The 12,529-nt window shown below is 72.8% G+C and carries 15 protein-coding genes, 1 tRNA gene and 1 pseudogene; 9 read left to right on the plus strand and 8 right to left on the minus strand.

The features are described 5' to 3' along the window. Window positions 1–345: 345 nt before the first annotated feature. The 3 genes from WQO_RS09560 to WQO_RS09570 all read left to right on the plus strand — a co-directional run bounded on the left by WQO_RS09560 (window position 346) and on the right by WQO_RS09570 (window position 3,414). The gene (locus tag WQO_RS09560) at window positions 346–990 is read left to right on the plus strand and encodes an HNH endonuclease family protein (RefSeq protein ID WP_010057531.1); all 645 of its coding nucleotides are present in this window, start codon (window positions 346–348) and stop codon (window positions 988–990) included. 105 nt (window positions 991–1,095) lie between these two features. Further along, complete coding sequence (locus tag WQO_RS09565; RefSeq protein WP_010057530.1) at window positions 1,096–2,850, plus strand: alkaline phosphatase D family protein; 1,755 nt, start codon at window positions 1,096–1,098, stop codon at window positions 2,848–2,850. A gap of 114 nt (window positions 2,851–2,964) precedes the next feature. Continuing rightward, window positions 2,965–3,414 (plus strand): DoxX family protein, encoded by a 450-nt coding sequence (locus tag WQO_RS09570; RefSeq protein WP_010057529.1) that lies wholly within the window; start codon window positions 2,965–2,967, stop codon window positions 3,412–3,414. Window positions 3,415–3,551: 137 nt separating this feature from the next. Here WQO_RS09570 and WQO_RS09575 read toward each other — a convergent pair whose 3' ends face one another. Beyond that, on the minus strand, window positions 3,552–4,358 hold the full coding sequence (locus tag WQO_RS09575; protein ID WP_010057528.1) for a superoxide dismutase family protein: 807 nt from the start codon (window positions 4,356–4,358) through the stop codon (window positions 3,552–3,554). 197 nt (window positions 4,359–4,555) lie between these two features. On the opposite strand from WQO_RS09575, the pseudogene WQO_RS09580 reads away from it, so the two are divergent. Next, window positions 4,556–5,176 (plus strand): annotated as a pseudogene (locus WQO_RS09580) (DedA family protein); the annotation flags it as partial. On the opposite strand, the gene WQO_RS34870 reads toward WQO_RS09580, so the two are convergent. The 4 genes from WQO_RS34870 to WQO_RS09595 form a co-directional block, all read right to left on the minus strand. Continuing rightward, window positions 5,157–5,381, minus strand: coding sequence for a DUF2277 domain-containing protein (locus tag WQO_RS34870; RefSeq protein WP_010057525.1), 225 nt, complete (start codon window positions 5,379–5,381; stop codon window positions 5,157–5,159). The pseudogene WQO_RS09580 and the gene WQO_RS34870 overlap by 20 nt on opposite strands. Before the next feature lie 92 nt (window positions 5,382–5,473). Beyond that, window positions 5,474–5,944 (minus strand): DUF7144 family membrane protein, encoded by a 471-nt coding sequence (locus WQO_RS09585; protein WP_010057523.1) that lies wholly within the window; start codon window positions 5,942–5,944, stop codon window positions 5,474–5,476. 154 nt (window positions 5,945–6,098) lie between these two features. Next, window positions 6,099–6,452 carry a hypothetical protein gene (locus tag WQO_RS09590; RefSeq protein WP_010057522.1) on the minus strand — a complete coding sequence of 118 codons (354 nt, stop codon included), beginning with the start codon at window positions 6,450–6,452 and terminating at the stop codon, window positions 6,099–6,101. Window positions 6,453–6,456: 4 nt separating this feature from the next. Continuing rightward, window positions 6,457–6,675: a hypothetical protein gene (locus WQO_RS09595; RefSeq protein WP_010057521.1), complete on the minus strand. Its 219-nt coding sequence runs from the start codon at window positions 6,673–6,675 to the stop codon at window positions 6,457–6,459. A gap of 133 nt (window positions 6,676–6,808) precedes the next feature. Here WQO_RS09595 and WQO_RS09600 point away from each other — a divergent pair, with 133 nt between their 5' ends. Continuing rightward, a complete protein-coding gene (locus tag WQO_RS09600; RefSeq protein ID WP_010057520.1) occupies window positions 6,809–7,432 on the plus strand; it encodes a histidine phosphatase family protein in 624 nt (207 codons plus the stop codon). Window positions 7,433–7,437: 5 nt separating this feature from the next. Here WQO_RS09600 and WQO_RS09605 read toward each other — a convergent pair whose 3' ends face one another. Continuing rightward, the gene (locus tag WQO_RS09605; protein WP_010057519.1) at window positions 7,438–8,259 is read right to left on the minus strand and encodes an inositol monophosphatase family protein; all 822 of its coding nucleotides are present in this window, start codon (window positions 8,257–8,259) and stop codon (window positions 7,438–7,440) included. After that, entirely contained in the window at window positions 8,256–8,909 is a 654-nt protein-coding gene (locus WQO_RS09610) for a GNAT family N-acetyltransferase (RefSeq protein ID WP_010057518.1), read from the minus strand. Before WQO_RS09610 ends, WQO_RS09605 begins: the two co-directional genes overlap by 4 nt. A gap of 162 nt (window positions 8,910–9,071) precedes the next feature. On the opposite strand from WQO_RS09610, the gene WQO_RS09615 reads away from it, so the two are divergent. After that, window positions 9,072–9,590 (plus strand): hypothetical protein, encoded by a 519-nt coding sequence (locus WQO_RS09615; RefSeq protein ID WP_010057515.1) that lies wholly within the window; start codon window positions 9,072–9,074, stop codon window positions 9,588–9,590. Window positions 9,591–9,689: 99 nt separating this feature from the next. On the opposite strand, the gene WQO_RS09620 is transcribed toward WQO_RS09615, so the two are convergent. Then, window positions 9,690–9,761: transfer RNA gene (locus tag WQO_RS09620), tRNA-Val, on the minus strand. Window positions 9,762–9,955: 194 nt separating this feature from the next. Between WQO_RS09620 and WQO_RS09625 the strand changes: the two genes are divergently transcribed. The 3 genes from WQO_RS09625 (at window position 9,956) to WQO_RS34875 (ending at window position 12,523) form a co-directional block, all read left to right on the plus strand. After that, on the plus strand, window positions 9,956–10,765 hold the full coding sequence (locus tag WQO_RS09625; RefSeq protein ID WP_010057514.1) for a DUF4097 family beta strand repeat-containing protein: 810 nt from the start codon (window positions 9,956–9,958) through the stop codon (window positions 10,763–10,765). 71 nt (window positions 10,766–10,836) lie between these two features. Continuing rightward, window positions 10,837–12,216, plus strand: a complete 1,380-nt coding sequence (locus WQO_RS09630) for a hypothetical protein (protein ID WP_058953934.1) — start codon at window positions 10,837–10,839, stop codon at window positions 12,214–12,216. A 91-nt stretch (window positions 12,217–12,307) separates the two neighbouring features. Further along, window positions 12,308–12,523: an FmdB family zinc ribbon protein gene (locus tag WQO_RS34875; protein WP_010057512.1), complete on the plus strand. Its 216-nt coding sequence runs from the start codon at window positions 12,308–12,310 to the stop codon at window positions 12,521–12,523. The last annotated feature ends 6 nt before the right edge of the window (window positions 12,524–12,529 follow it).

A 12,529-nucleotide genomic window follows, 5' to 3' on the forward strand; every position in this document is an offset into this window, starting at 1 on the left:
GCCGCACCCTACGCCCGGGGACCCCGAGGCCGCCGAGACTGCAGAGGCAGCAGAGGGCATGCAACCGGCCCCCAAAAACACTTCAGGGGGGCGCGACCGCACGCCCGGGCGCCCCCGACCCTCCCGCAGGCCGCCCAACACCACTCGGATCACCCCTCCGTGACGGACCGACGCGCCCCCGCGATCCGTCACTCCCCTTGCACACCCCTTGATGTGACGTGCACATGTCGCCACTCTGTTACCTGACGCCTACCCCACAGAAACCTGGCGTCGCCACGATGGCCGGGATCCGCCCGAAGCCCGATCGTCGCCCACCCACGCACCCCCCACATCAAGGGAGTTCGCATGTCCGGTGTCTACGCGCGTCGCCTCTCCGTCGTCGCCGCAACCGCAGCACTCGCCGCCACGTCCGCCCTGTTCACCGCCCCCAGCGCCCAGGCCGCCATGCCCACCCCGGTCAGCGCGGCGACCGCGCGGACCTACCTCGGTCAGCTCACCGTCGGCGCGGAGGGCTCGTCCAGCGGCTACAGCCGCGACAAGTTCCCGCACTGGATCACCCAGTCGGGAGCCTGCAACACCCGCGAGGTCGTCCTCAAGCGCGACGGCACGAACGTCCAGCAGGACTCCTCCTGCGCCGCGGTCAGCGGCAGTTGGTACTCGCCCTACGACGGCGCCACCTGGAGCGCCGCATCCGACGTGGACATCGACCACATGGTCCCGCTGGCCGAGGCCTGGCGCTCCGGCGCGAGCAGCTGGACCACCGCCCAGCGCCAGTCGTTCGCCAACGACCTCACCCGCCCCCAGCTCATCGCGGTCACCGACAACGTGAACCAGGCCAAGGGCGACAAGGACCCGGCCGAGTGGATGCCGCCGAGCTCCTCGTACAAGTGCACCTACGTCCGCGCGTGGGTCCACGTCAAGAAGCAGTACAACCTGAGCGTCGACTCCGCCGAGAAGAGCGCCCTGCAGTCGGCCCTGAACGGCTGCTGATTCCGTCGCGGGCCCCCTGACGCTCCCGCCGGGACCCGTGCGCGGCCCCTCCGCGTTCTGTACGTTACGGAGCCGATCCGTTCCGGCGTCGCGAGGAGGCACCACATGGCCGGGCTGCGCCTGGGACCACTGCTGCGGTACGTCGACTGGGAGTCCGGGTCCACCGCGACCGTCTGGGTCGAGGCGAGCCGTCCGTGCACCGTGGAAGTGCGGTGCGCGGACGGCGCCTCGGGGACGTCGCCCACCTTCTCGGTGGCCGGGCACCACTACGCCCTGGTCGTGGTGGAGGGGCTGACGCCCGGCTCGACGACGGCGTACGAGGTGCTGATCGGCTCCCGGCGCGTCTGGCCGCCCGACGACACCCGTCTCCCGCCGAGCACCATCACCACGCCGCCGGCGGCGACACCGGCGGGGCCGGGGAAGGGCGCGGCGGAGAGCGCCGGGGCGGCGTCGGACGGCGTGCGGATCTCGTTCGGTTCGTGCCGCTGGGCGGCAGCCCCGGACGGCGGGCACGATCCCGTGGGGCCGGACGCCCTGGTGACCCTGGCCACCCACCTCGCCGCGGATCCGGCGGCCGAGCGGCCCGACGTCCTGCTGCTCCTGGGCGATCAGGTGTACGCGGACGAGACCTCCGCCGCGACCCGGCGCAGGCTCGCCGCCCGCCGGGACCTGAAGGAGCCGCCCGGCACGGAGATCGCGGACTACGAGGAGTACACCTACCTCTACGACGAATCGTGGCGCGATCCGGAGGTCCGCTGGCTTCTCTCCACGGTTCCCAGCTGCATGATCTTCGACGACCACGACGTGATCGACGACTGGAACACCAGCGCCGCCTGGCAGCGGGACATCCGGGCCACACCCTGGTGGCACGAACGGATCGTCAGCGGGCTGATGTCGTACTGGGTCCACCAGCACCTGGGCAACCTCTCCCCCGCCGAACTGGCCGCCGACCCCGTGTACGCGGCGGTCAGGGCCTCGCACGACGGCACGGAGGCGCTGCGCCGCTTCGCCGCCGAGACCGACGCGGATCCCGCCCGTACCCGGTGGAGCTACCGGCGTGTTTTCGGCCGAGTACGGCTGGTGATGGTCGACACCCGCGCGGCGCGCGTCCTGGCCGAGGACCGGCGGGCGATGCTCGACCCCGAGGAGGCCGACTGGCTGCGGGATGCGGTCCTGGACGACCCCGCTTCGTATGACCATCTGCTCATCGGCAGTTCCCTGCCGTGGCTGCTGCCCCCGCTCGTCCACGACGCGGAGCGCTGGAACGCCTCGCTGTGCGCCGGCGTACGCGGGGACGGCTGGGCACGCTTCGGCGAGAAGGTGCGCCGCGCCGGTGACCTGGAGCATTGGGCCGCCTTCCCGGAATCGTTCGACCGGTTCACGGAGTTGCTGCGGGAGGCCGCGAGCGGTCCGGACGCCCCGGCGACGGTATGTGTCCTCTCGGGCGATGTGCACCACGCCTACATCACCGAGCCCCGGTGGCCGGACACCCCGCCCGGTGACGGACGCGCTTCCGGTACCACCTCCGACCCCGGCCCCGGAAGCGCCCCGGTGTCCCGCATCCTCCAGCTGACCTGCTCCCCCGTGCACAACTCGGTCCCCCGGTGGATCCAGGTGGGATTCCGCTTCGGCTGGAGCCGGACGGGCCGGCGGATCGGCCGGTTCCTTTCGCGCCACGGCCGCACCGGAGCGTCGCCGGTCACCTGGGACAGGGCGGGCGGCCCCTGGTTCGGTAACCAGCTCATGACGCTCACATTGCGTGGCCGGAAGTCTGCGCTGACATTGGTACAGGCCACAGCAGGGAAGCAGGGGGCCCAGCTCGAAGCGGTTCTTGAGCGTTCACTCATCCCGGAGGGTTAGAAGATTTTCAGCCATCCGACAGAATGTTGAAGTTGCAAGCACTGATGAGGTTTCCCTAACCTGATGCGCCCAGTCGGTTCACGTCCCCACCCCGACCGAAGGAGCCCACCCCCCATGCTCATCCGCTTGAACCAGGCGCAGCCCTATGTGCTCAGCCTCTTCCGCTTCGTCGTCGGCCTGCTCTTCGCCTTCCACGGCGCCGCCTCCCTCTTCGGGATCCTCGGCGGCAACCAGGCGGAGACCGGCGCCTGGCCCGGCTGGTACGCCGCTCTGATCCAGCTGGTCTGCGGGTCGCTCGTCGCCCTCGGTCTCGGTACGCGTGCCGCCGCGTTCCTCGCCTCGGGCTCGATGGCCTACGCCTACTTCAAGGTGCACCAGCCGGAAGCATTCCTGCCGCTCCAGAACGGCGGCGAGCCGCCGGCGATGTTCTGCTGGGCGTTCCTGCTGCTGGTCTTCACCGGCCCGGGAGCCGTCGCCCTGGACCGCTTCTTCGGTTCGCGGAACACGGCGGCCACCGCCGAGGACGCGACACGGCGGGACAAGGCCCCGGCCGTCTCGGTCTGACCGGCCCTCCGGCCCCTCGGCTCCCGCGTTCCGGCGCCGACCCGGCGCGCGGCGGGACGGGGAACATACGCCGAGGCGCCCCGCTCCCCGAGTTCGCGGAGGGAGCGGGGCGCCTCGGCGTAGGCCGTGTTACTCGGTCAGGCCCGATCGTCGGGCCCGAACGGCACCGTGAAGCAGGCTGCCCGCTCCCCCGCGCCGCCCTGCCGGTCGTGGATGATCACCGACCGTGCCCCGCCCTCGCGGAAGTTCCACTCGTGCAGGGCCTCCGCGCGCCCGTCACCGTCCTCGTCCGTCCGGAAGTCCAGCCACACCTCGTTGACCGGGTCCGCGGTCGCGGACGGGCGGTGCTGGTAGTGGGGCCCCGCGGCGGCCGGGTCGGCGCCGCAGGGCGAGGTGTGCACGTGCATCCCGTACGCACGGCCGGGCACGAGCCCGTGCAGGCGCGCCCCGACGCGGGTGCCGGACGGGCCGGTGAACTGGGTGACCTCGATCCGGGCGCCCGCCGGCACCAGCCGGGTGTCGTACGTCAGCGCGTCGGACTGAACGAACGAACCGGGCGGGGAGAACACCCCCGCGGCCCGCATCCACGAGCCGTCGCCCGCGGCGACGAGGTCATCCGTACGGCTCGGGTCCGCCGCGGGAGCGCCGGGCGCGCCGTGGTCTCCTGAGCCGTCATGCGCACCGGAGGCGCCGTGGCCACCGAGGGCGTCGTGGGCGCCATGAGCACCCTGCGTGCCGTGCCCGCCGTGGGCGGACTCCTGGGCGATGCCGACGCCCGCTCCGTACGCCAGCGTCAGCAGCGCCGCCGCTCCCGCCAGCGCGCCGGAAACCCTCGAGATCCCCCGGCCCCGCGACCTCGTACCGCCCTCGGGTCCCGCCGTCGGCCACCCTCCCGAAATCGGGTGCGCCGGACCGTGTCCCGTCCGTACCATCCATGCCGTCATGCGCTGCTCCTCGCTCGTGCCGGTCGTTCTCCCCGCCTAACGGGCGCATGGCCGTCAGGTGTACGTGACCTGCACAACATCACCCGCCCTGGGCGATCTCCGGAGAAGCCCCACGCGTACGCTGTACAGCTGAACCTGCCGCCCTGCCGCTCCCCTGCGACCGTCGCGGCGTCGACACGATCGGGGAGTCGTAGACGGTGTTGGAGAGTGTGGCTGCGCTGACCAGCAGCCCATGGATCTACGTGGTGGTCGCCGCCTCCGTCCTCCTGGACGTCTTCCTGCCCCTCCTGCCCAGCGGTGTCCTCGTCATCACGGCCGCCACGGCGGCGGCGGCGGGCTCCACCACCGTGAACGGCGCCGGTGAGGGCACCGGCGGGGAGGTCCCTTCGCTCGTCGTCCTGATCCTGTGCGCGGCCACCGCGTCGGTGCTCGGCGACCTCGTCGCCTACCGGCTCGCCTGGCGCGGGGGCGACCGGCTGGACCGGGCCATCGCCCGCTCCCGGCGCCTGACCAGCGCGCAGGAACGTCTCGGCGCGGCACTGAGCCGGGGCGGCGGCGCGCTGGTGATCATCGCCCGGTTCGCCCCCGCCGGCCGCTCCGTGGTCTCCCTCGGCGCGGGCGCCGCCCACCGCAGGAAGCGCGACTTCCTCCCCTGGTCCGCGCTGGCGGGCCTGGCCTGGGCCGGTTACAGCGTGGGGCTCGGCTACTTCGGCGGCCGGTGGCTGGGCTCCACGTGGTTCGGCACGGCCGTCTCGGTGCTGGCCCTGTTCGTGGCGGGCGCGCTGGCCGCGTTCCTGGTCAAGCGCCCCGCGACGCGCCCCGTATCTCCAGGCCGTCGAGCAGATTCATCGTCGCTGCGGTGATCTCGTCGACGGCACGGTCGAACACCTCCCGGTTGTGCGCGGCGGGCGCGCGGAACCCGGAGACCTTGCGTACGTACTGAAGGGCGGCGGCCCGCATGTCCTCCTCGGTGGCCTCTTCGGGGAGGGCGGGCGGGCGGAGCGTCTTGATGCTGCGGCACATGACTCCAGTGTGGACCGCCCCACTGACAACGGACACCCGGCCGCCCCGCGGCCGGGTGTCGCTCTGCCTGCGCTCGGTGCCGCGCCGGTCGCTCAGCCGCTGCGCGCCCAGCCGTCCTCGCTCGACCGGTCGGTGCACAGGGCCCAGATGACGAAGACGTCGATCGCGATGGTGACGATGGCCCAGACCGGGGTGTACGGGAGCCACATGAAGTTGGCGATGAGGTTCAGGGAGGCGAGGGCGACGCCCGCGCCCCGGGCCCAGGCCGCGCCCTTGAGGATGCCCCAGCCCACGAGGATCAGGACCACGCCGAGGATGAGGTGGATCCAGCCCCACGAGGTGACGCTGAACTTGAAGACGTAGTCGTTGATCCGCGTGTAGACGTCGTTCGACGCGATCCCCGCGATGCCCTTCAGCACTCCGAGGACACCGTCCACGAAGAGCAGGACACCGGCGAACACCGTTCCCCCGGCCGCCCACGGGCTGCCCGGGTCGCGGCCCGGACGGGGGTCGGCGGGGCGCGAGGCTCCGGGCGGGGGCGGGGACGTGCTGGACTGCGACATGAGGACTCCTTGGCCGTGACAGGCGCCGGTTCAGCCGGAACGGATGCCGGACGCCTGCTGTCCTGACCTGCCCCGGTGGTGCGGGCCGATCAGCTCCGACGTTCCTCGCGGCGTCCGGGCGCAGCCAGCGGGACGCACCCGTTCGGGTGAAAGGTCACGGCGCGCTGACCGTGACGATGCGCCCCTGGGCGTCGACGGTGAGCGCCTCCCGTTCGACGCGGTTGACCAGGGCGAGACCGGCCCACACGAAGCCCCACACCAGGCACGAGAAGACGGTGAGGAAGGCGTGCAGCACATGGTTCACCGGCTGCCCGTGCACCAGCACCACCTGGCTCCCGGAGCGGGACTCGACGCGCCAGCCGCTCGCGATGCGCCGGCTCACGACCCAGTCCAGGATGAGGGCCCGCTGCGTCGCGTCGGGAGGCTCGCGCCCGGCGTCCCCCGCGACGTAATAGCCGGGCGGTGGTTCGATCGACGCGCTCTCCCGTACCGTTCGACGACGCTTCACGGGATCACCCCCAGGTGTCGAGGTCGCCGCCGCGCCATTCGATCAGCCCGGGCCGGTCCAGCTCGACGATCTTGTCGGGCCCGGCGGCGAACCCCGCAGCCCGCAGCAGCGCGGCCACCTCGCCCCGCCCGTGCGCCAGGCCCACGATCTGGCCGTGCACGGTGACCCGCCGTCCTCCGGTCGCGGAAGGCGGATAGACGATCACGGGCGGGTGCTCGGCCATGCCTCCACGGTGCCCCGAGCCCTGCCCCCGCGCATCCCGGGCGGCCCCGCCCCGCTCCACGGAACCGCCCGGGCGCGGCCCGGCGTCCCCGAAGACGTCTCTACGATCATGAACCACGACGGAGGACCCGCCCATGACGGCAACGGCCGCCCGCTATCTGTACGTGACCCGGCACGGCCAGGCCTCCCAGGACGAGACCACGCTGACGGAGGCCGGCCGCCGTCAGGCCGCCCTGCTCGGGGAGCGGCTGCGCGGGGCCCCGATCACGGCGATCCACCACGGCCCGCTCGCCCGCGCCGAGCAGACGGCGCGACTGATGGGCGAGCAGTTGCCGGGGGTTCCATTGCTGCGGTCCGAAGCGGCCGGCGACTACATCCCGTACCTGCCGTCGCGGGAGGAGCTGCCGGCGGATTCGGCCGATCAGTCGCTCGCCCGGCTGGCCGAATTCCCGGCGGCGGAACGCGAGCTGGGCCCCGGTCTCGCGGAGGAGGCTCTCGCGCGGTTCACGGGAACGGTCGAGGGTGACGAGCCCCGCCATGAACTCCTCGTCACCCACAACTTCCTCGTCGGCTGGCTCGTCCGGGCCGCGCTGGACGCCCCGAAGTGGCGCTGGCTGGGCCTCAACCACGCCAACGCCGGGCTGACCGTGATCCGTTACGCGCCCGGCCGTCCCTCCGCGCTCCTCCTGTACAACGACACCGGCCATCTGCCCGCCGAACTCCGCTGGACCGGCTTCCCGCCCGAACTGCACATCTGAGGGGTTCAGCCGGTCCGCCCGCGACCGCCGATCATCGACATGAGCAGCTCATGCGTCCCGGCGTCCGCAGCCACGACGAGCCCGCTGCCTCCCGACCCGCCCGGTCCGACCGGGCCGCCGTCGACCCCGGTGACGACACAGCCCGCGGCCCGGCACAGAGCGATCCCGGCGGCGAAGTGCACGCTCCCGCTCAGGTCGCCGCCGTCCGTGACATAGGCGGCCCGTCGGCCTGCCGCGACCCAGGCCAGCGCCAGCGTCGTGGAGACGACGCGCGGGCGGAAGTTCTCGACGAACCCGGGGTGGGCGAGCAGGTCGACGGCCCGGAATCCCGGGGCGCTCGGGAAGGGCGGATCGAGGTTCACATCCACCAGCCGGGTGTCCGCCGTGGGCGCCAACGGCCGCTCCTCGCCCGGCACTCCGGTCCGGACCCGGGCGGTCTCCCCGTCGGTGAGGAAGACCTCGCCGCTGAACGGATCGGCCACGGCGGCCGGACCGTTGCGCAACACCACGTTGACGGCGACGAGTTGGGCACCGGAGGCGTAGTTGAGCGTTCCGCACAGGGGGTCCACCAGCCACTCCCGCTCGGCGTCGGCCGCCCCCTGCCGGCCGCCCTCCTCACCGTGCACCGCGTCCCCGGGCCGGGCGGCGCGGATGACGTCGAGGATCGCCTCCTCGGCGGCCAGGTCGGCGTCGGTGGCGAAGTCCCCGGCTCCCTTGTCGATACGGGAGTGGAGCCGCCCGTACCGGGCCCGTACGACCTCCGCCCCGGCCAGCGCGGCGGCTGCCGCGACCTCGGTGTCCGTCGGGGTCGTGGATGAGCCGATCAAGCCCCCTCCCGACGGCCGAGGAGCAGCGCCTCCGAGCCGACCGGCCGGAATCCGGCGGCCTGGAACGCCCTGATGCTGCGCGCGTTGCCTGCGGCCTGCTGCGACCAGAGCGGTTCGCCCGGGGGTACGAGATGCCGTGCGGCGGTCGCGAGCGCGCGCCCGAGCCCCCGGTGCCGTGCGTCCTCGTCCAGCTCGACGGCCACCTCCCAACGACCGGCCACGCCGCGCCCGAGCACCAGCACTCCCCCGTCGACCTCCCACATCCGCACCCCGTCCCGGCGCCGACGGGCACTCACGACCCGAGGGTGCACAGGATCGGTGACCTTCCGCAGCTCCAGGCCGGGTTCACCGGGCAGCGAGGAGGCCACGGTCAGGAGGTCGATCGTGTCGGTGGTCCGCCCGGTACGTTCCAGGAAGGCCGACAGGAAGCGCGGATGCATGGTCGCCGCCAGCGCATCGCAGTCCAGCGCGGCCAGCGTCGCATGGACCCACTCGGGGTCCTCGTCGGTGAACACGACCGAGTGCGCGGTGAAGGCGATCACCCCCGTGTCGCGGTCACTCGGCGCGGCGACCACGGTCGTCCTCCCGTCGGCCTCCGGAAACCGCCCGCACGCCGCCCCGTCCAGGATCTCCGCCAGTGTCTGCCCCATCAACGTCCCCCTTGTCCTTCGCCGTTCACCGCCCGCGCTCAGGAGAAACGCGGATCGGCCTCCAACGGTCAACGGCAGAAGGGACGATAACCCCGTGACCGATGAGGATCTGTTCGAGCCCGCCCCCCGCGACCGCAGCGAGACCGACGGGGATCACGTCTGATGTGGGAGAGCGCGATCGCCGTCATAGGCACCCTCGCCGGCGGACTCATGGTCACGGTCACCCAGCAGCTGACCGACCGGCGCCGACAGCGCGAGCAGCACCGTGAGCGCGTCGCGGACCTCACCGGCCGGCTCCTGAGCGCCGCGCTCCGCTACCGCCAGCTGTACTGGCTCCGGGTGGACGCCCGCCGGGCGGGCGAGCCGGACCCCGTCGTCCGGGCGGACTTCTACCAGGCCCGCAGCGATGTGACCGAGGCCAGGGACCGCCTGGCCCTGGCGGTCACCGACGAGACCTTGCTCCGGGCGGCCGGACGCGCGGCCTGGAGCGCCCTGGAGCTGAGCGACATCGACCCGGGCATCCCGGAGGACGGCCGCTACACGCCGGAGATCGAGGCCCGGCTGGAGGCGGCGCGGCAGCGTACGCACAACACCCACACCGAGCTGCGGCAGGCAGCCGCCGGCTACGGCACCGCGTCGGCCCCCGGCCGTGCCGTCGACACACGGTCGCAGTCCACCTGACGCCCCTGTGGACTCTTGGTGGGCTTCCGGCATGAGAAGGCCCCCCGATCGATCACGACCGGGGGGCCGGAACAGGCTCTCACCTGCTACTCACTGCTGTGGGCGCGGACGGTTTCGAACCGCCGACATCTGCTTTGTAAGAGCAGCGCTCTACCCCTGAGCTACGCACCCGTGGATGAGGCAACAGCGTACATGGACCGGGGCGCTGCTCATAAACCGTTCAGGACCGGGGGATAACCCCACCCCCGAGACGGTGGTGGGCCGGATCCCGCCGGGAGCCGTCGGTGCATACGGTTTGAGTGCACCGGCAACGACGCCCGGTGGCACGCACCGCACGCACCGCACGCACTGGGGGACCGATCACCGTGGACATCGTGACGAGCGCACCAACCCACACCCGTTCCGGGGCGCGCCTCGGGGGCACCGGGCGGGCCCTCGCGCTCGGGGGCGGGGTGGCGTTGCTGGCGCTGGCTCTCACCGGGTGCGGGAGCACGGACGTGGACGGCGCCCCCGTCGAGCGCAAGTCGTTCGCCCTGGAAGGGAAGACGCTGACCATCGACGCCGAGAGCGATGTCGTGGACCTCGTGCCGGCCGATGTGGAGCAGGTCGAGGTGGAGCGGCAGTTCGACGGGTGGGCGGTGTTCGGCAGCGGGCCCGACGCCGTGTGGAAGATGGAGGGCGACACTCTCACGCTCCGGGTGAAGTGTGAAGGCATCTCCAGCTGCGACTCCCGGCACCGGGTGAAGGTGCCGCGCGGGGTCGCGGTGACCGCCGCCTCGGACAACGGGACGGTCACCGCCACCGGCTTCACCAACGCGCTGGATCTGTCGTCCGACAACGGGGAGATCACCGTCCGGGACGCCGGCGGCGCACTGAAGCTCAAGAGCGACAACGGTGAGGTGCGGGCCGAGCGGATATCCGGCCCCTCCGTGACCGCCCGCGCCGACAACGGGGAGATCCGGCTGGGCTTCGCCTCCGTGCCCGACCTCGTGGACACCGTGAGTGACAACGGGAGCATCACCATCGATCTGCCGCCGGGCGGGCAGAAGTACAAGGTCGACGCCTCCGCGGACAACGGGGACGTCTCCGTCGGCGTGCCGCGCGGCGACGACAGCGCCCATGTGGTGAAGGCCTACAGCGACAACGGGGAAGTCACCGTGCGAAGCGCGAACTAACCGACCCGTGTGTTCGTCCTTACCTGGTGGGAGAATGTACCGGGCAGGGCGAATCGGCACGGGAGAGGGATGTGACGGCGACCAACGCGCGGCCGGAGGCAGGAGCGGGTGCGAGTTCCGCCGTTCGCAGTGGCCGGGACCTTCTGGCGCTGATGTTGCTGCCCGTGCCCCTCGTGCTGGCTGTGCTGCCCGCCGCCTTCGCCGGTGGCGGTACGCGCCGGTGGTTCGGCGGACGCGGCGGGGAGAGTCAGCGGGCCGAGGCGCAGGCCGCGAAGGACGCCGCCGCCGAGGCTTTCTACGACCTGGACACCGCCCAGCGGGATCTGCGGATCTCCATCGAGACCATCAACGCCGTGGACAGCTCCTCGCGCGGCCGCAGGGCATCCGAGGACTTCGCCGCGCTGGGGCGGCGTATCGACGAGGTCAGCCACGCCTACATCACCGCCGTCGACAGCCATGACCTGGACCGGGACGATCTGGAGCCCGCCGTCGCCTCCCGGGCCCGCACCGAGCTGACCCGGGCCAAGGACGACCTCGTGCGGGTCAAGGGCGAGCTGGACCGCTTCGCCCAGGGGCTCGGGCCGCTGCTGGGCAGCGCGGAGACCCAGCTCGCCCGGCCCGCGCCCGCCGTAGAGCGGGCCCGGCAGGCGCTCCTCGCGGCGAGCAACGCCCTCGACACCGTGCGGGCCGCGGGGCTGCGGGCCGACGACCTCGCCGCCCGGCTCGCCGCGCTCGCCCCCGAGCTGACCAAGCTGAACCAGGGTGCGGGGAAGCACGGCGTCCCGGAGACCCTCCAGCGCGCCGATGTGGTCCTCCGTGATGCCGAGGCCGTGCGCACCGAGGCGGAGCGGCTGCCCGAGCGGGCCGCCGAGATCGACCGGCGGCTGGTGTCGCTGCGGACCCGGGCGCAGGCGCTGACGACCCGGGCGGGCTCGGTGGAGCCGGTGCTCAGCGAGTTGCGGCGGCGCTTCTCGGCCGCCTGCTGGCAGGACCTCCAGCCCGTCCCGGAGCAGGCCGCCGTCAACGTACGGCAGGCGGAGGACAAGCTCGCCGAGGCGGCGAAAGCGCGGGAGGAGCAGCGCTGGGCGGACGCCACGTCCCGGCTGTCCACGGTCCGCGCCCTGCTGAACACGGTGGACGAGGCGGTCTCCGCCGCCGGAGACCGGTTGCAGCAGCTGAACGCGGTGGCGAAGGACCCGCAGCAGGAGATCGAGCGGACCCGGTTCGCGGTGCGGGACGCCCAGCGCCTCGCCATGGCCGGGCGGCACACGCCCGACCCCCGGCACGCACGGCCGCTCGACGACTCCGTCGCCCGGCTGGAGCGGGCCATCGCCGGGCTCGAAGGGCGCCACCCCGACTACTGGCACTTCCTGACCGAGACCGAGGCCGTGCGGCAGACCGCGGCCCGGGTCGTCTCCGACATCCGCGAGGAACGCGGCGGCGGCGCGTAGGGCCTTGTCGTCGAACTGCCGCCTGCCGCGCTCCGGGCGACGACTGCGGATTGACGCCTGGCCCTGGGAACGCGTGCTCTAGCCTGAGCCCATGCCCCGTTACGAATTCCGCTGCCGCACCTGCGGAGACACCTTCGAAGTCAGCCGTCCCATGGCGCAGTCCTCGGACCCCGCCTCCTGCCCCGCGGGCCACGACGACACCGTCAAGCTGTTGTCCGCCGTGGCCGTGGGCGGCGCAGCCGGGTCCGCTCCCGCACCCTCCGCCGGCGGTGGAGGTGGCTGCTGCGGGGGCGGGTGCTGCGGCTGAGCCCCC

The organism is Streptomyces globisporus C-1027 (assembly GCF_000261345.2).
GTDB lineage: Bacteria > Actinomycetota > Actinomycetes > Streptomycetales > Streptomycetaceae > Streptomyces > Streptomyces pakalii.